The organism is Streptomyces sp. NPDC093018 (assembly GCF_040684035.1).
Classification (GTDB): Bacteria; Actinomycetota; Actinomycetes; order Streptomycetales; family Streptomycetaceae; genus Streptomyces; species Streptomyces murinus.
Genome location: NZ_JBFBFF010000015.1, coordinates 17774 through 41852, shown reverse-complemented (window position 1 = coordinate 41852; position 24079 = coordinate 17774). Strand labels below are relative to the sequence as shown.

At 72.1% G+C, this 24079-nt stretch carries 19 protein-coding genes, 1 tRNA gene and 2 pseudogenes; 8 read left to right on the top strand and 14 right to left on the bottom strand.

The window, feature by feature from the left end:
* Positions 1-63 precede the first annotated feature (63 nt).
* Positions 64-312, bottom strand: a complete 249-nt coding sequence (locus tag AB0N90_RS28120) for a hypothetical protein (protein ID WP_046421631.1) — start codon at positions 310-312, stop codon at positions 64-66.
* A gap of 179 nt (positions 313-491) precedes the next feature.
* Here AB0N90_RS28120 and AB0N90_RS28115 point away from each other — a divergent pair, with 179 nt between their 5' ends.
* On the top strand, positions 492-1478 hold the full coding sequence (locus AB0N90_RS28115; protein ID WP_365201295.1) for a YafY family protein: 987 nt from the start codon (positions 492-494) through the stop codon (positions 1476-1478).
* On the opposite strand, the pseudogene AB0N90_RS28110 reads toward AB0N90_RS28115, so the two are convergent.
* The 4 genes and pseudogenes from AB0N90_RS28110 to AB0N90_RS28095 all read right to left on the bottom strand — a co-directional run.
* Positions 1475-1645: pseudogene (locus AB0N90_RS28110) on the bottom strand (TetR family transcriptional regulator); the annotation flags it as partial. The gene AB0N90_RS28115 and the pseudogene AB0N90_RS28110 overlap by 4 nt on opposite strands.
* Before the next feature lie 534 nt (positions 1646-2179).
* Positions 2180-2575: pseudogene (locus AB0N90_RS28105) on the bottom strand (TetR family transcriptional regulator); the annotation flags it as partial.
* Positions 2576-3504: 929 nt separating this feature from the next.
* The gene (locus AB0N90_RS28100; protein ID WP_361674059.1) at positions 3505-4506 is read right to left on the bottom strand and encodes a sigma-70 family RNA polymerase sigma factor; all 1002 of its coding nucleotides are present in this window, start codon (positions 4504-4506) and stop codon (positions 3505-3507) included.
* A 334-nt stretch (positions 4507-4840) separates the two neighbouring features.
* Positions 4841-5647: a class III extradiol ring-cleavage dioxygenase gene (locus AB0N90_RS28095; protein ID WP_365201293.1), complete on the bottom strand. Its 807-nt coding sequence runs from the start codon at positions 5645-5647 to the stop codon at positions 4841-4843.
* A 129-nt stretch (positions 5648-5776) separates the two neighbouring features.
* Between AB0N90_RS28095 and AB0N90_RS28090 the strand changes: the two genes are divergently transcribed.
* Complete coding sequence (locus tag AB0N90_RS28090) at positions 5777-6286, top strand: MarR family transcriptional regulator (RefSeq protein WP_361674063.1); 510 nt, start codon at positions 5777-5779, stop codon at positions 6284-6286.
* Positions 6287-6314: 28 nt separating this feature from the next.
* Here the strand turns inward: AB0N90_RS28090 and AB0N90_RS28085 are convergent, their stop codons facing one another.
* The gene (locus AB0N90_RS28085; RefSeq protein ID WP_365201290.1) at positions 6315-7850 is read right to left on the bottom strand and encodes an MFS transporter; all 1536 of its coding nucleotides are present in this window, start codon (positions 7848-7850) and stop codon (positions 6315-6317) included.
* A 138-nt stretch (positions 7851-7988) separates the two neighbouring features.
* On the bottom strand, positions 7989-8648 hold the full coding sequence (locus tag AB0N90_RS28080) for a TetR/AcrR family transcriptional regulator (protein ID WP_086810576.1): 660 nt from the start codon (positions 8646-8648) through the stop codon (positions 7989-7991).
* A 431-nt stretch (positions 8649-9079) separates the two neighbouring features.
* Here AB0N90_RS28080 and AB0N90_RS28075 point away from each other — a divergent pair, with 431 nt between their 5' ends.
* A complete protein-coding gene (locus AB0N90_RS28075) occupies positions 9080-10309 on the top strand; it encodes a M6 family metalloprotease domain-containing protein (RefSeq protein ID WP_361674482.1) in 1230 nt (409 codons plus the stop codon).
* A 75-nt stretch (positions 10310-10384) separates the two neighbouring features.
* Complete coding sequence (locus AB0N90_RS28070; RefSeq protein WP_365201287.1) at positions 10385-11545, top strand: alpha-hydroxy-acid oxidizing protein; 1161 nt, start codon at positions 10385-10387, stop codon at positions 11543-11545.
* 97 nt (positions 11546-11642) lie between these two features.
* Here AB0N90_RS28070 and AB0N90_RS28065 read toward each other — a convergent pair whose 3' ends face one another.
* From AB0N90_RS28065 to AB0N90_RS28040, 6 genes are all read right to left on the bottom strand, one after another.
* Positions 11643-12905 carry an MFS transporter gene (locus tag AB0N90_RS28065; protein WP_365201285.1) on the bottom strand — a complete coding sequence of 421 codons (1263 nt, stop codon included), beginning with the start codon at positions 12903-12905 and terminating at the stop codon, positions 11643-11645.
* A 62-nt stretch (positions 12906-12967) separates the two neighbouring features.
* Positions 12968-15139, bottom strand: coding sequence for an AMP-binding protein (locus AB0N90_RS28060; protein ID WP_365201282.1), 2172 nt, complete (start codon positions 15137-15139; stop codon positions 12968-12970).
* Positions 15136-18483 (bottom strand): FAD/NAD(P)-binding protein, encoded by a 3348-nt coding sequence (locus AB0N90_RS28055; protein ID WP_365201279.1) that lies wholly within the window; start codon positions 18481-18483, stop codon positions 15136-15138. The genes AB0N90_RS28060 and AB0N90_RS28055 overlap by 4 nt, the downstream gene beginning before the upstream one ends.
* A complete protein-coding gene (locus tag AB0N90_RS28050) occupies positions 18480-18941 on the bottom strand; it encodes a cobalamin-dependent protein (RefSeq protein ID WP_232984967.1) in 462 nt (153 codons plus the stop codon). Before AB0N90_RS28050 ends, AB0N90_RS28055 begins: the two co-directional genes overlap by 4 nt.
* Before the next feature lie 145 nt (positions 18942-19086).
* Entirely contained in the window at positions 19087-20091 is a 1005-nt protein-coding gene (locus AB0N90_RS28045; protein WP_365201276.1) for an EamA family transporter, read from the bottom strand.
* Positions 20064-20984, bottom strand: a complete 921-nt coding sequence (locus AB0N90_RS28040; RefSeq protein WP_361674078.1) for a LysR family transcriptional regulator — start codon at positions 20982-20984, stop codon at positions 20064-20066. The genes AB0N90_RS28045 and AB0N90_RS28040 overlap by 28 nt, the downstream gene beginning before the upstream one ends.
* 286 nt (positions 20985-21270) lie before the next feature.
* Here AB0N90_RS28040 and AB0N90_RS28035 point away from each other — a divergent pair, with 286 nt between their 5' ends.
* From AB0N90_RS28035 to AB0N90_RS28025, 3 genes are all read left to right on the top strand, one after another.
* The gene (locus AB0N90_RS28035) at positions 21271-21900 is read left to right on the top strand and encodes a TetR/AcrR family transcriptional regulator (protein ID WP_162134125.1); all 630 of its coding nucleotides are present in this window, start codon (positions 21271-21273) and stop codon (positions 21898-21900) included.
* Between the two features lie 117 nt (positions 21901-22017).
* Positions 22018-22093 (top strand) — tRNA-Arg (locus AB0N90_RS28030).
* A 117-nt stretch (positions 22094-22210) separates the two neighbouring features.
* Complete coding sequence (locus AB0N90_RS28025; RefSeq protein ID WP_365201275.1) at positions 22211-22570, top strand: hypothetical protein; 360 nt, start codon at positions 22211-22213, stop codon at positions 22568-22570.
* A gap of 38 nt (positions 22571-22608) precedes the next feature.
* Here the strand turns inward: AB0N90_RS28025 and AB0N90_RS28020 are convergent, their stop codons facing one another.
* The gene (locus AB0N90_RS28020; RefSeq protein ID WP_365201273.1) at positions 22609-23181 is read right to left on the bottom strand and encodes a GNAT family N-acetyltransferase; all 573 of its coding nucleotides are present in this window, start codon (positions 23179-23181) and stop codon (positions 22609-22611) included.
* Between the two features lie 401 nt (positions 23182-23582).
* Between AB0N90_RS28020 and AB0N90_RS28015 the strand changes: the two genes are divergently transcribed.
* On the top strand, positions 23583-23927 hold the full coding sequence (locus AB0N90_RS28015) for a hypothetical protein (protein WP_361674104.1): 345 nt from the start codon (positions 23583-23585) through the stop codon (positions 23925-23927).
* Positions 23928-24079: the final 152 nt, after the last annotated feature.

The following is a 24079-nucleotide window of genomic DNA, read 5'->3' as shown; positions in this document are numbered from 1 at the left end:
CGGACCCACGGCGGATCGCACTGCGGGGCAGGCGGCCCGGCCGGTCGGGTCGGGTCTGGTCGGTCAGCGGTGGCCGAGCTGTCGTATCAGCCCGGCGAAGGCGTCCTGTTCGGCCGGGGTCAGCTCCACCGACTCCCGCAGCGGTCCGGTCCGCTGGGCAGGGAGGAACGGCAGTCGGGCGGCCGCGAGTTCGCGAAGCGCCTGTGCTCGGAACCGGCGCAGCAGACGCAGCACGCCGATCGCCCAGACCACGCCGGCCAGGGTGAGGAAGACCGCGGCGACCAGCTGGAGAGTCGACAGATGCTCGGGCATACCCACCAGTACACACCACGGCGGGGCGCTTCGGACCCGGACCGTGACGTATCTCGCAGGTGCCGTGAACAACACACACCGAATCAAACGGACCAAAAGGGGCAAGTGTCGGGACGGTGAGCGAACGTCCGCCGTGACTGGGTCAGGTGCCGTCCTGTCGCTGCGGCATCCTCGTACGCATGACGACCGCCACCCCGGCACGGCTGCTCCAGTTGCTCTCCCTCCTCCAGACGCCCCGTGAGTGGCCCGGCGGCGAGCTGGCCGAGCGGCTCGCGGTGTCGCGTCGTACCGTGCGGCGGGACATCGACCGGCTGCGCGAGCTGGGTTATCCGGTGGAGGCGACGAAGGGTTCGGACGGCGGGTACCGGCTGGTCGCGGGCAAGGCGATGCCGCCGCTGGTGCTGGACGACGAGGAGGCCGTCGCCATCGCGGTCGGGCTGCGGGCCGGTGCGGGGCATGCGGTGGCGGGGGTGGACGAGGCGTCGGTACGGGCGCTCGCCAAGCTGGAGCAGGTCCTGCCGGCCCGGCTGCGGCACCGGGTGTCCACCTTGCAGGCGGCGACCACCCCGCTGGCCGTCGGGGACGGCGCGAGCATCCCCGCGGAGACGCTGACCCTGCTGGCCGGGGCCGTGGCGGGCCAAGAGCGGCTGCGGTTCGCCTATCGCGACAAGGAGGGCGGCGCGTCCCGCCGGCTGACCGAGCCGCATCGGCTGGTGTCGACGGGGCGGCGCTGGTACCTGGTCGCGTACGACCTCGATCGCGCGGACTGGCGCACGTTCCGGGTGGACCGGGTGAGCGAGCCGTTCGCCACCGGAGTCCGGTTCGGACAGCGGGAGTTGCCGACGGGCAGCGCGGCGGAGTATCTGCGGCGGTCGATCCATCAATGGCAGGAGGCGTACGCCTTCGAGGTACGGTTCGCCGCGTCGGCGGCGGAGGTCGCCGAGCGGCTCCCGGCGGCGCTCGGGACGCTCGCGGACGACGGCGAGGGCGGCTGCGTCCTGGCGGGCAGCACCGGTGATCCCGTGGAGTGGCTGACGGTGCGGCTGGCGCTGACGGGGTACGAGTTCGCCGTCCGGGGGCCCGATGAACTGCTGGTGTGCGCAAGGGAGTTGGGGGGACGGCTGAGCCGGGCCGGGGATGCTCAGGGCCCTCTCGGCAATCCCTAGCAGGCGCCGTCCCAGTCGAAGCCGCCCAGGGCCTTGAGGTTGCGCAGGGCCAGCGCCGCGGGGCCGTCCGGGCCGGCGGGCGGGGCGGCGGTGGCGGCCCAGGACTGCACGGCGACGCGTACGGCACTCCCGGCGACGGCGGCGGCGAAGCGCAGGTCGGGGGTGATCACGGGGACGGTGAGCGGGGGCTCGGCCGATTCCGCGCCGGGGGCCGGTTCCACGCAGGAGGCCGGTTCCACGCCGGGGGCCGGTTCCACGCCGGGGGCCGGTTCCACGCCGGGGGCCGGTTCCGCGCCGGGGGCCAATTCCACGCCGGGGACCGGTTCCGCACCGGGAGTCGGTTCCGGCCAGGCGGGCGCGGCGAGCGGCTCGGGGCCGGCTCCCGGCCGCCCGGCACCCGGACCGCCGCGGCCGGCTCCCGGCTCCCCGGCCCACGGCGTCCCGGCCGCCCCCGCCTCGCCGGTGCCCGCGGCCCCCGGCTCACCCCCGAGCGGCCCACCCCCGAACGGTTCACCCGCGAACGGCTCGTGCGCCGACGGCGAACTCGCGTAGGGCCCACCCCCGGTCAACCCACCCGCATACGGCTCCCCCGTCAACGGATCACCCTCGTACGGCTCCCCCACAGGCGTCTCCCCCGCAGCCGCCCCTTCCCCACCCGCGCCCGCTCCCTCCGCGCACGCCACTCCCCATCCCGGTGTCGCCAGCCGCCGCGCCAGGATCTCCGCCAGCGCCTCCTCCGATGTCTGGCCCACCTCGGCCCAGACCTTGCGCAGGGCGGGGCTGGTGTCGGTCAGGCGGATCAGGGTGCGGACCCATTCCCAGGAGGCCGCCGAGACCCCGGCGCCGGGGGTGAGGGTGCGCTCGACGGCGTGTTCCAGGGCCTGCGGGACGGTGAGGCGGGCCGGGGCGGTGCTGACCGCCTCGGCCCAGCGCTGGGCGCCCGCGGCGTAGAGGGGCGCGACCGCCTCCTCCTTGGTGGCGAAGTAGCGGTAGAAGGTGCGCGGTGCGATGCCCGCCCGCTGGGCGATGTCCTCGGCGCGGGTGGCCCGCAGCCCCTGGCGGACGAACAGGGCGGCCGCGGCCCGGGCGATCTCCATCCGGGTCTCGGCCTTGCGGCGCTCGGTGAGCGAGGGGGTCGGCGCGGCGCCGGAGGGTGACTGCGGGGTGGTGCCGGGGGTGGAGCGGGGGGTAGGACTGGGGGTGGTGCTCATCTCGGCAGGCTATGCCCGTGTGGCAGAATCTGCCATCCGGCGGTTCACCCCGGGGTTCAGGTACGGGGTGGGCCGCCCTTTGCCGTCTTCGCCGCGATCCCGCGTTCCATCTTCGCCGTGGTCCCGTTCCGGCTGCGCCGCGATCCCGTTGCGGCCTGGCCGCCGCGCCGATTCCCAGCGTCGCACGGCCCGGCCGCTCCCGCAGGTAAAGTCCGCGCGCAGGTCCGCACCGAGCCGCCAACCGCCGTGCAGGGAACGGACGGTGGGCCATTCCGCCCTCAAGGATCCGAAAGGGCGAGGGGGTTCGGGCCGGGTGGCGCGGAAACGCCGTTTCGAACCCGTGGGCGTGGTACCCGCGGGCCCGCCGGGGATTCCCCTTGACGACCGTCCGCGCGCACGGGGGCGCCACGGCGCAGGCGGCCCGTCCTCGTACCGGGGGACGTCTGGGCCACCGTCCCGTCCGGGGCAGAAAGAAGCCGGGCTCCGGCGCCCGGGGGGGGTGGGCGCCGAAGCCCGGCTCTGGGAAGTCCCGGCGCCGGGGGGGATGTGCGCAGGGACATGGCTCGCGTGGGGTCGGCCGCTGAAGCGTGGGGTCGGCCGGGTGCGGGTCGGTGTGTCGGCTGTGACGAGCTGGTTCGGCTGGTCTGCGGGTGACGCGATGTGGGGAGTGCGGCGTTCGCCGGGCCCCGCTGGCGGGCCCGGAGAGGTTGTTCCCTCGGGCCCGGCGGTTGAAGCGGCTCCGGAGCGCCATGTTTGCGCCGTCTTTCGCCACCCGGCGTACGCGGCCCCCCAGCTCCCCGGTCTCCCCGGATTCCTTACGCCGCCGCGTCGAACCCGGTGTCCCGCGCCAGCTTCTTCAGCTCCAGCAGGGCGTGCTTCTCGATCTGCCGGATGCGCTCGCGGGTCAGACCGTGCTCCTTGCCGACCTCGGTCAGGGTGCGCTCGCGGCCGTCCTCGATGCCGTACCGCATCTTGATGATGGAGGCCGTGCGCTGGTCCAGGCGGCCGATCAGGTCGTCCAGTTCCTCGCTGCGCAGCAGGGTCATCACGGACTGCTCGGGGCTGACCGCGGAGGTGTCCTCCAGCAGGTCGCCGAACTGGGTCTCGCCCTGGTCGTCCACCGACATGTTCAGCGAGACCGGGTCGCGGGCCCAGTCGAGGACGTCGGTGACGCGCTCCGGCGTGGAGCCCAGCTCCGCCGCGATCTCCGTGGGCTCCGGCTCCCGGCCGTGCTCGCGGTTGAACTCGCGCTGCACCCGGCGGATGCGGCCCAGCTCCTCCACCAGGTGGACGGGGAGGCGGATGGTGCGCGACTGGTCGGCGATGGAGCGGGTGATGGCCTGGCGGATCCACCAGGTGGCGTACGTGGAGAACTTGAAGCCCTTGCGGTAGTCGAACTTCTCGACGGCGCGCACCAGGCCCGCGTTGCCCTCCTGGACGAGGTCGAGCAGGGGCAGACCACTGCGCGGGTAGCGCCGGGCGACCGCGACGACCAGGCGGAGGTTGGAGCGGATGAAGACGTCCTTGGCCCGCTCACCCGCGGCGACCAGGGACTCCAGCTCCTCACGAGTGGCGTCCGAGGTGGTGTCCTCGAACCCGTCGAGAACCTGTCGCGCGAACACACCCGCCTCGATGGTCTGGGACAGCTCGACCTCCTTGGCGGCGTCGAGCAGCGGTGTGCGCGCTATCTCGTCGAGGTACATGCCGACCAGGTCGCGGTCCGCGATCTCGCCGCCATGAGCGCGAACACTGCTTGCCGAGTCGGCCGTCTCGCCGGAGGCGGCGGACTTACGACGGGCGACGGCACGGGTTGCCATGCGTGCTCCCTTGCGATGGTGGGCTGGCGGGTGGTCCTGCTGAACGCTCGGCTCTCCGGGGTGTCCTCGCGGACTCTCCTCTGAGTGCCCTGCATCCGATGGAAACAACGACTGGAATCAGGACAGAATTCCCAACCCGCCCCTCAATTTTTCTGATCATGCAGTACCCTGTTCCGCCGCTTGGGCGGCGAGATGCCGTCCAAGCCCACAGAGGCGCAGGTCAGACCATGAGTCGAGGGGGATCACGCTGCCCTCACCCGGCCGCTCTCCCACCCGGAAGACGGCCCGCGTCGCCCGATGGTTGCCACGCGGACCCTCCCGGAGCCCTTGGCCGCTACCCGAACTGCACCGACCGCTTCGCCAGCCCCATCCAGAACCCGTCGATCACCGACTTCTGCGCGTCCAGCTCGCCGGCCGCCTCGGCCGCGCCCATGGTGACGAAGAGCGGGGCGAAGTGCTCGGTGCGCGGATGGGCGTAGCGGCCGGCCGGTGCCTTGCCCAGGAAGTCGAGCAGGGCGTCCCAATCGCGGTCCGCGAGGGCCCGCCGGCCCCAGTCGTCGAACTCGGCGGACCAGCTCGGCACGCCTCCGCCCGGGTGGCGCAGCGCGGCGAGGTTGTGGGTGAAGAAGCCGGAGCCGATGATCAGCACGCCCTCGTCGCGCAGCGGGGCGAGCCTGCGGCCGATCTCCATGAGCCGCACCGGGTCGAGGGTGGGCATGGAGACCTGGAGGACCGGGATGTCGGCGTCCGGGTACATCTCGACGAGCGGGACGTAGGCGCCGTGGTCCAGGCCGCGGTCGGGGATGTCCTGGACGGGCGTGCCGGGGGCGCGCAGCAGCTTGCGGACCGACTCGGCCAGCTCCGGCGCGCCGGGGGCGTCGTACCGGACCCGGTAGTAGTGCTCGGGGAAGCCCCAGAAGTCGTAGACCAGCGGGACGGTCTCGGTCGCGCCGAGGGCGAGCGGGGCCTCCTCCCAGTGGGCGGAGAGCATGAGGACGGCCTTGGGGCGGGGCAGCGTCGCGGCCCAGGCGGCGAGCTGGCCGGGCCACACCGGGTCGTCGGCGAGCGGCGGGGCGCCGTGGCTGAGGTAGAGGGCGGGCATGCGCTTCCCGGCGGTGCGCTCCGTGGCGGCGACGGACATGACGGCGACTCCCTCTCGTCCCGGTGCGGCCGGACGCATCCGGCCAGATGCTTTAACTCTCAAGCTCTACCGAAACACCGTACGCTCAACTAGTTCAAGTTTCAAAAAGACCTTTCGTAAAGTGGACCCATGAACACGGCACCGGAAACCGCCGCACCGCACCGCTGGCTCACCCCCGAGGAACAGCGCGTCTGGCGCGCGTACCTGCACGCCACCACCCTGCTGGAGGACCACCTCGACCGGCAGCTGCAACGCGACGCGGGCATGCCGCACATCTACTACGGCCTGCTCGTCACGCTCGCCGAGGCACCCAAGCGCCGGCTGCGGATGACCGAACTGGCGATGAAGGCGAAGATCACCCGCTCCCGGCTCTCGCACGCGATCGCCCGGCTGGAGAAGAACGGCTGGGTGCGCCGCGAGAACTGCCCCTCCGACAAGCGCGGTCAGTTCGCGGTGCTCACCGAGGAGGGCGCGGCCGTGCTCGGCCGTACCGCCCCGGGCCATGTGACCGCCGTACGCCAGGCCCTGTTCGACCGGCTCAGCCCGGAACAGCAGAAGGCCCTCGGCGAGATCATGGAGATCGTCGCCGAGGGCCTGCAGCCGGACGAGGAGGGTGCGGACCTCCCCTGGCTCCGCTAACTCACCTGGCTCATCGGGTACCCGAAGGTCAGTGGGCCACCACCGGCACCGGCACCTCGTCCTCGGCGGCCGCGCCGGAGGCCACCTGGGTGGTGCCCGGACGGCCGGCGTTGACGAAGGTGAAGGCGATCAGCGCGGCGACGGCCAGGATGCCGACGGCGAAGGCGATCGCCGTGCTGTAGCCGTGCACCATGCTCTGCAGGCCCACCAGCTGCTGCTGCGGCTTGGTGGTGGCACCGGCGATGTGGTCCTTGAGGTACGAGGTCTTCGCGGACGCGGCGATGGTGTTCAGCAGCGCCGTGCCGATCGCGCCGCCCACCTGCTGCGAGGTGTTGACCATCGCGGAGGCCACACCGGCGTCCCGGGGCTCGACGCCCGTGGTGGCCAGGGACATGGCCGGCATGAACGCGGTACCCATGCCGAGGCCCAGCAGCACCATCGCGGGCAGCAGCAGGGTGGTGTACGACGAACCGATCTCCAGCTGGGTCAGCAGCAGCATGCCGAGACCCGCGACCAGGAAGCCGGGACCCATCAGGAACCGGGCCCGCACCCGGGTCATCAGCCGGGCGCCGATCTGGGTGGAGCCGGTGATCATGCCGGCCACCATCGGCAGGAAGGCGAAGCCGGTCTTGACCGGGGAGTAGCCCTGCACGATCTGGAGGTAGTACGTCAGGAAGAGGAACAGGCCGAACATGCCGATGATGGCGAGGCCGAGCGAGAGGTAGATGCCACCGCGGTTGCGGTCGCGGACCACGCGCAGCGGCAGCAGCGGGGCCTTGACCCGGGACTCGACCAGCACGAACGACAGCAGCAGCACCGCGGACGCCACGAACATCGAGATGGTCAGGGCGTCGCTCCAGCCGTTGGACTCGGCGCGCGTGAAGCCGTACACCAGCGCGACCAGGCCGAGGGTGGACAGCAGGACGCCGGGGATGTCGAGCGGGGCGCGGTTGCGGCCGCCCTCCGGCTCGCGGATGACCAGGGTGGCGCCGAGCGCGGCGACGACGGCGAACGGCACGTTCACGAAGAACGTCCAGCGCCAGTCCAGGTACTCGGTGAGGAAGCCGCCGAGGATCAGGCCGACCGCGCCGCCACCCCCCGCGATGGCGCCGTAGATGCCGAACGCCTTGGCGCGCTCCTTGGCGTCCGTGAACATCACGGCCAGCAGGGACAGCGCGGCGGGCGCGAGCAGCGCGCCGAAGACGCCCTGGAGGGCGCGGGCGCCGAACATCATCGGGCCCGAGACGGCGAGACCGCCGAGCGCGGAGGCCAGCGCGAAGCCGATCAGACCGGTGAGGAAGGCGCGCCGGCGGCCCCACTTGTCGGCGATCCGGCCGCCGAACAGCAGCAGACCGCCGAAGGCGAGGGCGTAGGCCGTGACGACCCACTGCCGGTTGCCGTCGGATATGCCGAGGTCCTTCTGGGCCGAGGGCAGGGCGATGTTCACGATGGTCGAGTCGAGGACGACCATCAGCTGGGCGAGCGCGATGAAGACGAGCGCTTTCCAGCGGTTGGCATCGCCGGATGGCGCGGCGATGCGGGGAGCCTTGAGGGCTTCGGACATGGGGGTACCCACTTCGGGACTTCGGGAGTTCACGAGTGCGGAGCTTCGTGACCAGGTGACGGAAAAATGACGAGAAAACGACAGTGAACGGAATGCGTCAGGAAAACGGACGACAACGGCTGGAGTGAGGGATACGGACTATGCGGCCGTACCGCACTGGCGGAGTTCCCCGACGGTGACGGCGGTGCCCGGCAGCACGGAGCGCGCGGGGGCCCGCAGGCCGTCGAGGAGAAGCTGGAGGTGGCGGTGGACGAACCGGTCGCCCTGCGGGCAGCCGGTGCCGGCCGGGGGCCGGCTCAGCTGGGCCACCGCGATCATCAGGTCGCCCACCCCGACGTCGGACCGCAGCTGACCGGCCGTCACGGCCCGGCCCATGACCTCCCCCACGAGGCTCTCGACGCGCTCGCGGGAGGCCTCCAGGTCGGGGTGGTGCCGGTCGAAGGTGCTGGAGACCATCGGGCACAGCGCGCTGATCCGCTCGTCGGCGCAGGCGTGCACGAAGTGCTCCAGCGCGGCGAAGGCGTCCCCGGTCTCCGCGAGGGCCCCTTCGGCCGCCTCGGCCGTACGGTCCATCACGGAGCAGACGACCTCGCGGACGAGGGCGTCGCGGTCGGGGAAGTTGCGGTACAGCGTGGCATTGCCGACGCCGGCCCGGCGGGCGATCTCGTCCAGCGGCACGTCCGGGCCGTGCTCGGTGAACATCTCCCGGGCGGCGGTGACGATCCGCTCCCGGTTGCGCAGGGCGTCGGCGCGGGGCCGGGTCACCTTGCGCGGCGCGGGGTGGGTGGCGGTCGTCACTGCGTGCTCCTCGGTCGGTTCGGTCGATGCGATGTCATTGCGGTGTCGGTGCGATACCGGTGGGCCCTGATGATCCGGGGACCGGGTCCCCGTTTCGGGCGGACACAGTTCCAAACGGGGAGAGGGTCCCCACTTATTTCCCGTCCGCGGAAGAAGAGCCTGTGAACTGGGCCACATGCGCCGGGGACCCGAATTCACCCTCCCGCCCCCGCAGTTCCCACGTTCGGACCCGCCCTTCCCACGATCGGTCTCGCCCAGCGCGCGCCCGCCACGGCCCCGGCACAGGGTGATCGCAAGGGCGCAGCCAGGAGTCCGGCGGCTGCCGTGGAGCGAAGGGTCCGTGCATGCAGCCGCAGCCGCAGTCGCCCCGCCGCATATCCCCCGACCAGGACCCCAGCGGTATATCCGCGCGCCGCATACCCTCGCGCCGGATGGCGCTCGCCGCGGTGACCGCGCTGACCCTCGCGATCACCACCTCCGCCGGGACCGCCCGCCTCTCGGCGCCCTCCACCGCCGGGCCGACCGGACTCGCCCGCACCGCCGCCCTCTCCCCCTGCATGATCCACGGCGGCCCCGACGTGCAGATGACCGAGGGCGTGCCCACCCCGCACGGCTACGCCCGCTCCACCGGCACCGTGCACGCCCTGACCCTGATGGTCGACTTCTCCGACGCGCCCGGCGAGGGCAGCGCGATGGACCGCTTCCACGAGTTCTTCCCGCGCACCCAGGACTGGTTCCGCACCTCGTCGTACGGCCGCCTCGACTACCGGCCCGAGACACCGGTGACCGACTGGCTGCGGATGCCGAAGCCGTTCAAGGCGTACGGCATAGAGCGCGGCGCGCCCTTCGACCCCGGGTACCGGCAGCTGGTCCAGGACATCGTGACCGCGGCCGACCCCAAGGTCGACTTCCGCTCGTACGACCTGCTGAACATATTGGTCACTCCGAACGCGGGTCCGTCCGCGCTGGACACGGTGCTGTCGGTGACCTTCGCGGGGAACGCGGACGCGCCGGTGGCCGACGGGGTGCCGGTCGCCAACGCCTCCTTCATCTACTCCCGCCAGGACGACGGCTCCGGCTCCTTCCCGCACACCGGCTACCGGGTGCTGCCGCACGAGAACGGCCACACCTTCGGCCTGCCCGACCTGTACACCCAGGACGGCGGGGGCACGGTCGGGCACTGGGACATCATGAGCGAGGACTGGGGCGCCAACAACGACATGCTCGCCTGGGACAAATGGAAACTGGGCTGGCTGGACGGCTCCCAGGTGGGCTGCGCGGCGAAGGGCGGCAGCGTCGAGTACTCCCTGACCCCGCTGTACAGGTCGGGCGGCGGCAAGCTGGTGATCATCCCGGTGAACGGCCACTCGGCGTACGCCCTGGAGGTCCGCGCGCAGGGCGGCAACGACGAGGCGATCTGCTGCCCCGGCGTCCTCATCTACAAGGTGGACGCCACCGTCGACACCGGCCGGGGCCCCATCACCGTCTACGACGCCCACCGCGACAGCGGCGGCTGCACCCGCAGCCCCAATGTCCAGGCCGAACTCTCCGACGCCCCCTTCACCCCGGGCCAGACCTTCAAGGACCCCCGGCACGGGATCGTGGTGCGGGTGGCGGGGGAGGACGACGGGACGTACCGGGTGCGGGTGACGCGGACGTGACCCTGTTCCCCGGGCCCGTGCCCGCGCTGTAGGGTCCAGCGGCTCGCACGCGGCGGGCCGGAGCAGGAGGACCCCATGGCGTTCGCCGACTACCAGAACGAGATCTACCTCGACGGCCTGCGCGGGGTGACACCGCGGCTGCCGATGACCTTCGCCGAGCTGGAGCCGCCCGCGCTGGCCGCGCTGCCGCCCTCGGTGCGGTCGTACGTCGCGGGCGGCGCCGGGGACGAGCACACCCAGCGGGCCAACGTCACCGCGTTCGAGGAGTGGGGGCTCATCCCGCGCATGCTGGTGGGGGCGAAGGACCGCGATCTGTCCGTCGACCTGTTCGGGATGCGGCTGCCCTCCCCGCTGTTCATGGCCCCGGTCGGGGTGATCGGCCTGTGCGCGCAGGACGGGCACGGCGATCTGGCCACCGCCCGCGCCGCCGCCCGTACCGGTGTGCCGATGATCGCCTCCACCCTGACGGTGGATCCGATGGAGGAGGTGGCCGCGGAGTTCGGCGACACCCCGGGCTTCTTCCAGCTCTACACGCCCACCGACCGGGAGTTGGCGGAGAGCCTGGTGCACCGGGCCGAGGCGGCCGGGTTCAAGGGCATCGTGGTCACCCTGGACACCTGGATCACCGGCTGGCGCCCGCGCGATCTGGCCGCGAGCAACTTCCCCCAGCTGCGCGGGCACTGCCTGGCCAACTACACCGGCGACCCCGTGTTCCGCTCCCGTCTCGCCAAGTCCCCCGAGGACGACCCCTCGGCCGCCGTCCTGCACTGGGCGCTGACCTTCGGCAACCCGCTCACCTGGGACGACCTGCCCTGGCTGCGCTCGCTCACCGATCTGCCGCTGATCCTCAAGGGCATCTGCCACCCGGACGACGCCCGCCGCGCCGGGGACGCGGGCGTCGACGGCATCTACTGCTCCAACCACGGCGGCCGCCAGGCCAACGGCGGGCTGCCCGCCCTGCACTGCCTGCCCGGTGTGGTCGAGGCCGCCGGTGAGCTGCCCGTCCTCTTCGACTCCGGGGTCCGCTCCGGCTCCGACGTCGTCAAGGCGCTCGCCCTGGGCGCCCGGGCCGTCGGCATCGGCCGCCCCTACGCCTACGGCCTCGCCCTGGACGGCGCCGACGGCATCGTGCACGTCCTGCGCACCCTGCTCGCCGAGGCCGACCTGCTGATGGCCGTCGACGGCTACCCCACCCTGGCCGACCTCACCCCCGACGCCCTGCGCCGGCTCCGCTGAACCCCTGCCATCAGGCCGTACGCACTGGCCGTACGCGCCGCCGCCCCGCCGCACGAGGTGCGCGGCGGGGCGGACGTCCGGCGAACCGGGCGGACGGCTACTTCCCTTCGCGGGGCATGATCACCGCCGACAGCACGGCGGGCACGGCCCCGATGAGCAGCATGACCGCGGGCCAGTCGGTGGCCGAGAGGATCCCGGGGATGATCAGCGGGGTGAGGAAGGCGCCCGCGAACACCATGGTGTTCTCCAGCCCGAGGGCGGTACCGGAGCGCTCCTTGCCCGCCATGATGGCGATCTCGGCGTAGTGCACCCCGTGCCAGCCGCAGGACAGCAGACCGGCCACCACCATCAGCGCCGCCGCGATCCAGGCGGGCCCGGACTGGCAGAGCGCGAGGCCGACGAAGCAGGCGGCGATGATCCAGCTGTAGGCGATGACGAGGGTACGGCGGTGCCGGCCGCCCCTGCTGTCCGTCCAGCGGCCGCTCCACACCCGGGAGACCGCGCCCAGGGCCTGGACGACGAAGAGCAGACCGGAGATGGCGGTGATGCCGACCCCGTGCACCTTGTGCAGATAGATCGCGGCGAACGACAGGACGGTGAACTGCGGGAAGTCCAGCAGGAAGGCGCTGAGCGAGATCCGCCAGATCTTCCAGCGGCGCAGCGGGCTGACGGTGGTGTTCCGATGTCCGGCGGCGGGCAGCGGCGGCTCGTCCAGCCAGCGGACGATGATGACGGTGGCGACCAGCGCGAAGGCGGTCAGGAAGCCGTAGACACCCCGGAAGCCGACGCTCATGGCGAGGGCGGGCAGCGCGAGCGCGCCGATGGCGCCGCCGAGGGGGACGGCCGCCACCCGCAGGCTGATGGCGAAGCCGTGGTTGCCGGGCGGGAACCAGCCGAGGACCGCCCGGCCTGAGGCGCTGTTGACGCAGCCGCCGAGGGCGCCGGCCAGCAGCAGGACGGCGGACAGCAGCCAGGAGGGCGGGGTGTGGCCGCCGGTGGGCACGAGGAAGGCGGTGGCCGCCGCGAGGCACGCGGTGGTCCCGGCCAGCCCGGTGATCAGCACCATCCGCTCGCCGAAGCGGTCGGTGAGCAGCCCCCAGATGATCTCGGTGACGGCCGCTCCGCAGGTCAACGCGGCAAGGACGAGGCCGAGTTGGCCGGTGGAGTAGTGGTAGTCGCTCTGCAGGACCGCGCTGGCCATGGGGATGCCCTGGAAGGCCGCGCTGAAGGCCGCCTGCGCGACGATTCCGATGCCGAGGATCCCCCACTTGTAGCGGGGCGAATGGGTCCTGCCCGACCTGCCGACGGGCAGGGGGGTCGCCGCGGGGGCGACGGGTGACGTGGTGAGCTGCTGAGACATGGTCCTGAAGGGCTTTCTGCTCGGGGGGTGGCGCCGGCTGCGGGTGCGGGGACCGGGGTCGGTCAGGAGGCGGGGACCGGGGCGCCCTCCAGGGCGAGGCCGGTGTCCGGGAGTTCACCGGGCAGCAGGGCCTCGGTGCGCTTCTCCCGGATCACCAGGAGGGTGCAGCCGCGGGGGCTGCTGACCCGGTGCACGCTGCCGGGCTTCTCCAGCACCAGGCAGCCGGGGCCGTACACATCGCCGTTGTCGTTGTGCAGTTCGCCGTCCACGACCACGATCAGCTCGTAGCCGAGGTGGCGGTGGAGGTCGCCGTGCGCACCGGCGCCGAAGCGGGCCAGGTAGGACTCCGCGCCGTCGGGGCCGGTCTCCTCGGCGGTGTACAGCCAGTGCACGTCGACCGCCTGGCGTCCGGGCTGGACGTACGCCTGCCAGGTCAGCCGGTCCAGGTTCGCGGTGTCGAGGAGTTCGCGTATGACGAGGACGTCCCGGTGCGCGGGGCTGGTCACGGACATGGGGGTGCCTTTCGGGTCGGCGGGGCCGGGGCCGGGCGCGGGGTCGGTCGCGGTGGCGCGCAGTCGTGCGCTCACCTCGGAGCGGCGGATCTTGCCGGACGTCGTACGGGGCAGCGCGTCGGTGAAGGAGGCGCTGTGGACGCGCAGGGCGCGGGTGACATGCAGGTCGACATGGGCGAGGAGTTCCGTCTCCGTGGCCCGGGTGCCGGCTTCGAGTTCGAGCACGGCGTGCGCGGCGAGGTTCAGCGTGGGGTGCGGCACCGGCACCACGGCGGCCGCGCGGACGGCGGGGTGGGTGCGCAGGATCGCCTCCAGTTCGTACGGCGAGACGCGGTGCCCGCCCGATTTGAAGACGTCGTCGCGGCGGCCCAGCAGCCGTACGTATCCGTCGGACGCGAGGACCGCGGAGTCCCCGGTGGCGTACCGGTCGGCGGTGAGGACCTGGCCGGTGCGCCCGGGGTCGCCGTCGTAGCCGGTCATCATGCCGACGGGCCGGTCGGCGAGTTCCACGTACAGCTGCTCGTCGCGGACGGTCAGGTCCCAGCCGGGCAGCGGCTTGCCCAGCCAGCCGGGCTTGCGAGGCAGTCCGGGCGTGGTGCCGACCAGGGCGGTCGTCTCGGTCTGGCCGTAGCCCTCGCGGACGGTCACGCCCCATTCGGCCTCGATGGCCTCCGCCACGTGCAGGGCGAGCGGCTCACCCGCGGTGGTGGCCTCGCGCAGCCGCGGCCGGGCGGTCGCCGCGTGCGCGGCGAGCCGGGTCCACTGGGCGGGCGGGGCGCAGACGCTGGTGATGCCGCGCTCCCCCAGCAGCCGCGGCAGCCGGCCGGACTCGACGATCTCGACGGGCGGGACGACGAGGGTCGCCTCGGCGGTGAAGGGGACGAAGAAGCTGGACCAGGAGTGCTTGGCCCAGCCGGGCTCGGAGATGTTCACATGCCGGTCGCCGGGCAGCAGTCCGTTGAAGTACAGGGAGGACAGATGCCCCACCGGGTAGGAGGCGTGGGTGTGGACGACGAGTTTGGGCGCCGAGGTGGTGCCGGAGGTGAAGTAGGCGAAGGCCGTGTCCGAGGCGGGGGTCGGCCCGGTCGGCAGATAGGACGTCGCGGACTGGTACGAGTCGTCGTACGGCTGCCAGCCCTCGACCGGCGCGCCGACCGCGATCCGGGTCATGGACGCGTCCGGGTCGAGATCGAGATCGAGGTCGAGGTCGAGGCGGTCGAAGAGCGGGGCGAGTTCGCTGCGGCAGATCACATGGCGGACCCGGCCCCGGCCGATCCGGTCGGCGGCCTCGCTGCGGGTCAGCGAGGTGTAGGTGGGGATGGCCACCGCCCCGGTCTTCAGACAGGCCAGCAGGGTCTCCCACAGCTCCACCTGCGTACCGAGCACGATGAGCACCCGGTCGCCGCGCGAAATACCAATGTGGGTCAGCCAGTTGGCGAGCTGGTCGGAGCGGGTGGCGAGGTCCTGGTAGGAGATCCGCTGGTCCCGGCCGTCGGGGCCGATCAGTTCGAGGGCGGTGCGCGGGTTGTCCCGGGCGATGACGTCGAACCACTCCAGCGCCCAGTTGAAGTGCGTGAGGCGGGGCCAGCGGAAGGCCCGGTGGGCGGCCTCGTGGTCGGCGCGCAGTTCCAGGAGCAGATCGCGGCCGCGCCGGAAGGCGGCGTGGGCGGGGGTGCGGCGCAGCGTGGCGTGGGCCGCGGCGCGGTCGTCTCGGGCGGTCATCGTCGGGTTCCTTCCAGCGTGCGGTGGGCGGCCGGCCGCGGGAGCGCGATGAGGGCGTCCTGGGCGATGGCGTCGGCGTCCCGGGTGAAGTCGGTCCAGGGGCCGGGCCGGGCGGAGCCGACCTGCATGAACCAGCGCTGCCCCTCGGAGGGGATGCCGAGGACGTACACGCCCTCCGCCGCCGCGCCGGTCGCGGTCACGGGCCGGTACGGGCTCGCCGTCGTCGTGACTCCCCCGGCGACCCGGCCGCCCTCGCCCTGCTCGTTGGCCCAGGGCGTCCACAGGCCGGTGTCGAGCAGCTGCCGGGTCAGCGGTGCGGTGTCGCGGCCGAGGTCCGGGGCCGGGATCCGGGCGTCGACGAGCACCTCGCAGTGCTCCAGGGATCCCTCGACCTGCGGGGAGCGGACGGTGAAGCGGCCGCTCGCCTCGTCCGGGGCGAACTCGACCGAGGGTCCGGCCACCCGCAGGACGCCCGCTTCGAGCAGCGCCCGGGTCTGCCGCAGCCGCTGCGCCGGGGGGCCCGCGGCCAGGAAGGAGCTGAGCGGGGCGAGCCGGCCCAGGAAGTCGTCGCGGTGCGAGGCGGCGGTGAGGCCGTCGAAGTCGACCGCGGCCCGGATGGTTCCGCGTACGTCGCGCAGCACGTCCAGGGCCGCCTTGCGGGGGCCGTCGAGGTTGCCCTGTCCGGCGTGCGCGAGGTCCTCGTCGATCAACTCGCCGATGGCTGCGGTGAATTCGGCGGGGCTCTCGAAGGTGCGGCCGGCGAAGGGGCGGGCCAGCGCGTCGATGTCCAGGGGGGCCGGGCCGTCGATGCCGAGTTCGGCGGCGGCGGTGCGGACGATCTTCTCCGCGCCGTCGGCTCCCGCGTTCTCGACAAGGGCGGCCGTGCGTATCAGGAACTCCCGTTCCCGGTCGGCGCCGAGTCTGGCGCGCACGGCGGTGGCGTAGTGGACGAGCTGCATCTCGGCGTGCAGCCAGGGCCAGATCTGGAGCCGGAAGTCGAGGGGGGCGCCGTCGGCGCGCAGGGCGGCGATCCGCTCGGGGGTGAACAGCTTGGCCGTGTAACGCCACAGCGGGCCCTTCTGGTTGAGGCCGCGGGCGGGCAGTGGCACTCCGGACCGTGAGCCCGCCACCAGGACCGGTTCGAGGCCGGAGGGCAGATACCGCAGCACCTTGCCCGGACCCTCGCTGAACTGGCCGCCGCGGCTGGTGGTCAGCGCCGCGACGATGTCGTAGAACGTGAGGCCCATCCCGAGGACCGCGACACGGGCTCCCGGTGCGATGTGCTCCAGCGGCATGTCGGCCGCGCTGTCGCCGCGGATGTACGTCAGTTCCGGGCGGTCGGCGGCGAAGTCGGCGAACCGGCTCTGGTCGGCGGTGAGTTCGGTCAGGGGGTGGCCGGTGGCCAGGACGACCCGGTCGGCGTGCAGCAGTTCACCGTCCGCGCAGCGTAACTGCCAGGCGCCGGACGCCCGTTGCAGGGCGACGACATGACCCTCGTACCGCCGCAGGGTCGCGCGCTCCGGCAGGGAGTCCTGGACCGCCCGGAGGAAGAACTGGAGGTAGCGGCCGTACAGCGCCCGGGGGGCGTAGGCATTGGGGCCGGGGTAGACCAGGTCTTCGGCTCCGGCCCACCACTGGCCGAGCGAGGGTCCCGCGCCCGCTCGGGCGGGGCCGCCGTCGGAGGGACCGGAGAACATGGTCACCTCGCCGCAGGCGGTGTTCATCAGGAAGGCCGGGTTCTGGTCGGTGCGCCAGATACGGCCCGCGCCGACCTGGTCCTTGTCGATCAGCGTGATCTCCACGGCCCGCTCCGGCGTCTCCTCGCGCAGCCGGGCCACCAGGCGCTCCACGACGGCGAGCCCGCGCGGGCCCGAGCCGACGACCGCGATGCGGTGGGCGACGGCGCTTTCGGCGACGCCCTCGGCAGCGCTGCCGTCGTTGCTACCGGCGCTGCTGTCGATGGCTTCGTCGCCGCGGGTGGCGAGGGCCTCGGCGGCTTCCTCGCGGCGGATGGCGAGGGCCTCGGCGCGCTTGCGGGCCAGGGCGGCCGCCGCCCGGTCGTGGGCGTCGGCGGTGTAGCGCAGCATGCCCAGGAGCCGGCCCGAGGTGACGGCGTGCCGGGTGCCCCCGGCGACCGGCAGCGGCATGGCGCCCGTACCGGACCAGACCAGCCGGCCGTCGTCGCCGATCGCACCGCGGGCCACCCCCGCGTTGTCCCGGTGCAGGCAGAACGGCACGTCGAGGGCGCCGGACGCGAAGGCCGCGCGCAGGCCCGCGCCGATGTCGGTGCCGTGGTCGAGGACCGAGGTGATGAGCCGTAGCGCCTCGCTGTAGATCCTCTCGTAGTCGACCTGGCGGGCCCACGGCAGCGGGCAGTCGTCCTGGAGCGCCTGCCGGGACACGCGTGCCGCCCGTTCCAGGGCCGCGATGTTCTCGGGGACGGTGGGGATCCGGTGCGCCTCGGCGACGGTCTTGACGATCAGCCGCTGGGCGCCGCCGCGGACGGCGATCTGCGCCGACGAGTCCAGGAGCAGCTCGGCCCCGGCCTCGGTGGCGGGGTAGACGCCCATGTAGGTGTAGAGCACGACGTGTCGCGCGACGCTGGAGGGCAGGAAGAGTTCCGCGAGGTGGTGCAGGGCCGCCAGCGCCTCGATGTCCTGCACCGCGTTGGTCTGCTGGGCGTACGACAGCGATACGGAGGTCACCCCGTTGCGGGCGAAGAACATCGCCTCCAGGACGCTGATCGCCACCAGCAGCGACGGCGGGCACATCTGCCCGAGCAGGCAGCCGCCGAAGGTCTCCAGATGGGCGCGCATCCCGTGGTCGTCCGCCTGCTCGGCGAGCTGCTGGGTCGCGTCGGTCCAGGCGGGGACCGCCTCGGCCAGCGGGAGCCGGGAGTAGGGCAGGCAGTACGAGACCGGGCCGCCCTCGGAGGCGGAGAGGCCCGCCTCGATCATCGCCTCGAAGATATGGGCGGGCCGCGCGGAGCCGTGCCGGACCTGGACGGGGATGCCGTCGGCGGCCCGGGCGACCTCGGCGGTGACCCGCGGTCCGTGGTTGACGAGGGGGAAGCCGTTCAGCGCGCGGCCCTCGGCGAGGGCGGCCTGCGCGCCGGCCATGTCCTCGACCCGGGTGTAGGAGTCGATGGTGAGCGTGCCGAGCGTCCGCGCACGGGCCGCCGTGACGGCCGCGAGGCCCTCGGCCATGCTCTTCGGGTCCGACATGCCCATCCGGGGCTGTACGACCAACTGCCCGGCCTGCGCGGCGCGTTCGACGTAGGTCTGCATGTCGGGGCTGCCCTGGCCGTATACGTCTGGGCGGCTCTGGCGGCGGTTCGCGCTCATGCGGCCGCCCCCGCGATCTCGGGGCGGTGCCCGGTCATCCGCTGGAGCTCGCTGCCGAACTCGGCCGGGTCGGCGCCGTCCGTGAACACCGCGTCGAAGCCCGCGGCGACCAGTTCGTCGGCGAGGTGCGGCTGGTCGGCTCCCTGGATGCCGAGCTTTCCGCCGATCATCACGGGAACGGCGGACAGGGTCGCGTCACTGTCTTCTCGCAGCTTCCTGATCAGCCGGCGGCCGTCGATGTGGCCGTGGCCGTTCACCGAGGAGATGACCACGGCGTCGGGCCGCTGTGCGCGGATCGCCTCGATGATCTCGGCGTCGGGCACGCACGGGCCGAGGTTGGACACCTCGTACCCGCGCTCTTCGAGCAGCAGCTGGAGGAAGACCAGGTTCCAGGTGTGGGAGTCGGAGGAGACCGTCGAGAGCAGTACACGGGTGGCTCTGGACTGGATGGGTGACACGGGAGAGACCTCCTGTCGATGTGTCGCGGCCTGCCGCGACACATCGAAGATCCCGCCTTCCGGCTCCATGTCCCAGACCGATTCGGAGGTCCTGAACCGCTGTTCACGGATGCCGTACGGCCCACGGTTCCGCGGGGAGAAGCAACTACGCTTGCTCTACGTTCAGTTCGGGGACCGGCGCTCCGTCCGGGACCCGGCGCCCGCAGACGACGACCCCGGTGACCACCAGGAGCCCGCCGACGCACTGGAGGAGGGTCAGCGCCTGACCGAGCCACACATAGGCGATGACACTGGTGGCGACGATCTCGAAGGTGCCCAGCATGCTCACACGCGTCGGGCCGAGAGAACGTACGGCGGTGAGCACCAGCGCGAACGGCACGGCCATCCCGAGGACCCCGATCAGCACCAGCGGCACCAGCGCCCGCGGCTCCCACGCCCCGCTCTCGATGCGCCACGGCGGCTGGACGCAGCTCCACGCGACGGCCGCGACCAGCGATCCGTACATCGTGGAGGTGGCGGTGGGCACGGCGTCGCCGATGCCGCGCCCGCACACCAGGTACAGGATGTACGCGGCGGCGGTGGCCAGCCCGAAGACGAGCCCCACGGGATCGAGATGCCCCAGCGAGGCACCCCCGACGCCGACCATCAGGACGACCCCGCCGAGCGTGAGCGGCAGCGCCACCAGCACGCTCAGGGCCGGGCGCCGGCGCTGTCGTACGGCATCCGCTGCGGTCAGCCAGGCGGCGGCGCTGTACTGGAGCACCAGCGCGACGGCCAGGGGCAGCCGGGCTATCGCCATCGAGTAGCAGTAGATGAGCGCGGCCAGCGCCAGCCCGAAGACAACCACCCGCGGCAACCACCGCCACGGCAGGCGCAGCAGCTCACGCCGGGTGAGCGCCAGAGCACCGAACAGACTCAAGAACCCCGCCGACATGCGGAACTGAGTAACCGTCAGCGCACTGACCCCATGGTCGATGAGCACGCGCGAGGCCGTACCGCTCAGCCCGAACAGCGCGCAGGCGCCGACGACCAAGAGGCAGCCGGACGCCCCTTTCGCACCCGCCCCCCTGACGCGCCCCTCCTCCACGGGCCCGGCACCCCCGCGTTCCCCTTCTCTCAGGCTCAACTCGCTATGCCGCTCGTGACGCATGAGGTGCCGGGCCGGGCGGGCTGGGCCGACTGGAGACTGCCCGGCGGGCGGAGCAGCTGGAAGTGCGGGATCACATGGGCGGGGGTGACGTCGGCGTTCCAGATGAGTTCGGACATCACCGGGGACAGCGCGGAGGGCGGCATCTCCGTCAACTGCCCCGATTCCAGCTGGGGTCCGACCGCGATGGCCGGCACCACGCCCACGCCCATGCCGCCCAGCACGGAGGACTTCACGCCGTCCACGCTGCCCACCTGCTGGACCCGGACGCGCCCGAGCCGGGGCAGCACCTCCTTCTCGGCGATGTCCCGGTAGACACAGCCCGGCGCGGTGACCAGGAGCCGCTCGGGACGCGCCGCCGACTCGGGCGTGCCCACCAGGACGGCCCGGTCGGTCCACAGATGCCGGCGGTCGTCGCCCTCAGCTGCGCGCACCGGCGTCGACAGGGGCGCCGAGTTGATGAGGGCTGCGGCGAGTTCGCCCCGGCCGACCTGGTCGCGCAGCTGGGCGACCGAGCCGACGAAGATCTGGGTCTCCAGGTTCGGCATGAGCCGGCGGAGCGTGCGCAGGAAGCCCGGCAGCCGGTAGGTGCACAGGGACGCCGTCGCGCCGATGCTCAGGGTGCTCGGCCGGTCCTCCGCGGCGGCGGCCACCGCTGCCTGCGCCTGGGCCAGCTTGTCCAGGATATCCGTCGCGTACTCCAGGAATCGGGTACCGGCCCTCGTGAGCCGGTTCACCGACGCTCCGCGCTCCAACAGCGAAGCCCCCAGGGCGCGTTCGAGCGCCTGGAGGTGACTGGTGACCGTCGAACGCGCGTAGCCGAGCCGTTCCGCGGCCTCGGCGAGGGTGTTGCTCTGCGCTACGGCCACGAATGTCTGAAGCCTCTGAACATCCACCTTGCAGTCTCCTTCCGGCCCGGCTCTCGCAGGGCGTGCTGCCTGCCATCCGACTCGGCACGAGGACGACCTTGACGACCTTGAGTCAACTTTGAACCACGATACATCTCTGATCGGCAGTTCATCTACGAACAACTCATGAACCTGCCCCCCATACTTCGACTGTGAACTATCCATGTACTGTGGTATAAGAACGAGTGGGGGCGGGACGCCCGAGCGGGCGGCGCACTCAGTTGCGGCGCATGTCTCTGTCCTGGTACCGGCATCGCGCGTACAGGAGGAAGAGATGAACACGTCCCCGGCCGAGAGCGAGGCCCAGCCCCTGGGGCGCCGCGGGCGAAACAAGATCAAGATAAAAGAGCGCCTGTACACGGCGGCGCTGGAACTCTTCGCCGAGCAGGGCTACGACCAGACCTCCGTCGACGAGATCGCCGAACGCGCCGACGTGGCCCGCGGCACCTTCTTCAACCACTTCCCACGCAAGGAAGACCTGATCGGCACCTGGGGCGAACGCCGCCGGGAACGCCTGGTCAGCATCATGGAGGACGCCTTCCCCGACCGGACGGGCGCCGCGGACCGGCTGCGCCGCTGCATGACCGTCCTGGGCCACATCAACGAGGAAGAACACGACCGCACGGCCGCGATGCTGGTCGCCTGGGTCAAGGCCGGCCGCCCCCTGCGGGAAGAGCCCTACGTCGCCGAACTCTTCGCCGAGATCGTCGAGGACGGCCGCAGAACCGGCGAACTGCGCGAGGACGTCGTCCCGCAGCAGGTGGGCAACGTCCTCCGGGACATCTACCTGGGCACTCTGTACCGCTGGTTCCGCGAGGCGGAGAACGAGCCCGAGGGCCGCCTGGAACAAGAACTGCTGCAGGCGTCAGAGCTCCTGCTGAACGGCATCGTGACCCGCCCCTGACCTCCACGCCACCGGCCACCTCCCCTCCCCAGCGGCGCCCCCCTGCCCCCTCCCACCCCGACCACCCGAACCCGGCCTCCGCCCGATCCCCGATCCGGTACCCTGTGGGTCAGCCCCGCCTTCGTAGCTCAGGGGATAGAGCACCGCTCTCCTAAAGCGGGTGTCGCAGGTTCGAATCCTGCCGGGGGCACCAGTTCAGAGGCCTCGGACCGATCTTGGTCCGGGGCCTTTGGCGTCTGCTTCTGAGATTGCTGAGTCGGTCACCGATGACCGGTGCGTGGTTGTCGTACCCAGTCGTCACAATCCATCCATGCTGATAGCGACCGATGGCCGTGGTCATGTGCTGAAGCGGGCCACGGAGCGGGCGGTGGGGATCATGCTCGCCAGCCTGGGGCGTGGGAATGAGTACGTGGTTCTGGAGCGGCAGGAGGAGGGGCGTGAGGGGGACTGGTACGTGCAGGTCTGGTTGCGGGACAACAACACGTACCAGTTGGAGTACTGCGACGGTGTCCCCGCCGAGCACTACCAGACGTTGACGGTGTCGCAGGAGAAGGTGCTGCGAGCGCTGCTCGGCTGGATGCTCGGCGAGCCCGGTTGGCGAGAGGGTTTCATGTGGAGCAGCGTCGGCCACATGTTCACGGCACCGGCCCGCGGTGGTGAGGGCGAGTAGTCGGCCAGCGCTCCTGCCGGCATGGATGACCGGTCGGCTCAGGTGCCGGGCCTTGCGTCCGGACGGGTGGATGCGCCGACGACGCCGTAGGTGCGGGAGCCGATGGTGAACTCGCCCAGGGGGGTCATGCCGAAGCCGTTCACGTGGACTCGCCAGGAGGTCTGGTTGGAGAGTTCGATGAAGGCGATCAGCAGGTCCGCTCGGCCCGCGGCGGACCGGAGGGCTGTGGTGAACAGGCCTCGGGCCACTCCCCTGCCGCGGTAGGCGGCGGCGACCACCACGGGGCCGTAGAGGAGGAAGGGGGTGGAGCGGAGGGAGTGGCCTTGCCAGTGCAGGGAGTCCTGGGCGGCCAGTAGTGCCTGGATCGGTGGGGGTGGGGTGGGGAGGTCGGCCGGGGAGGCCAGGCCCAGGAGGCCGGCCAGGTGGCCGTCGTCGTCGGCGACGAGCAGGGTTCCGTGTTCAGCCATCGAGCGCAGTGAATCCGTGTCGAAAGCGCCTTGGACGAAGCCCTGTTCCGCGCGTTGCCGTTCCGTGAGCGCGTCGTAGTGGTTGGCCGCGAAGAGTTCTGCCATGGCCGGGGCATCGGTCGCGACGGCATGTCGGTAGTCCATGACGTTGATCCTGGACGCTGATCCTGCCGGGTGCACGGGCAGGATCATGGCTCTGCCCTCGGGTGGCAGACCCTCCAGGGGCCGTGGGCTTCCGGCCGGTGCGACGAGCGGGCCCCGATCGCAACCGTCGGCGCCTGACGGGAGTCGTACCCGCCATGGACGAACCACGCGCGATGCGCAGGGAGAGATGGGCGCCGGCCGTCCGCACGGCGGTAGGGGTCGGGGGGATCTGCCTTGCCGCGGTGGCGAGTTGGAGCAGCACATTGCTGGTGGTGCGGGGACAGGTGATTCCCGGGTGGGGGGTCAGTGCGGTTCTGACCGGGGTGGTGATCGTTCTTCGGTGGGGGCTCCATCGGGTGGGGGGCTCCGCGCGGAGCAGGTGGGTGCGGGTCGGGAGTCGGGTGCTGATCGGCGTCGCCGTGTTCGGCACGGTGTGGGGTGCGGTGGATGATCTGGTCTCGGATGCGAGGTACTTCGTGCTGGGACCCGTGGGGCCGGGAGGGTGTACGGCTGTGGTGCGGGAGACGTCGTTCCTTGTGATCGGGAACGGCGAGGCGTACGCCGTGGGGCGTACGGGGCTGGCGTTCGGTGCGGCGGGGTCCTGGACGGTCGATGACGGGTATCGGCCCGTCGCCGACGGGAGATACACGTTGGGGTGGGGGCCGGACGGAGGGATTCTGCAGGTCAGAGGTACGAGTACCGATCCCGTCGTGCAAGGGGGATTGACGGACATCGACTGCGGGTGACGGGCACGGGCGGGGCGCTCCCCCGTGAGCCCTGAGGTCGTGAGGAGAAGCGCCCCGCCCAGAGTCGCTGTCAGAAGCGCGGGATCTGGCAGCCGGCCCGGGAAGCAGAGGTCGGTGCCGGTCTCGTGGATGTCGGAGGCCGGGTCGACGGC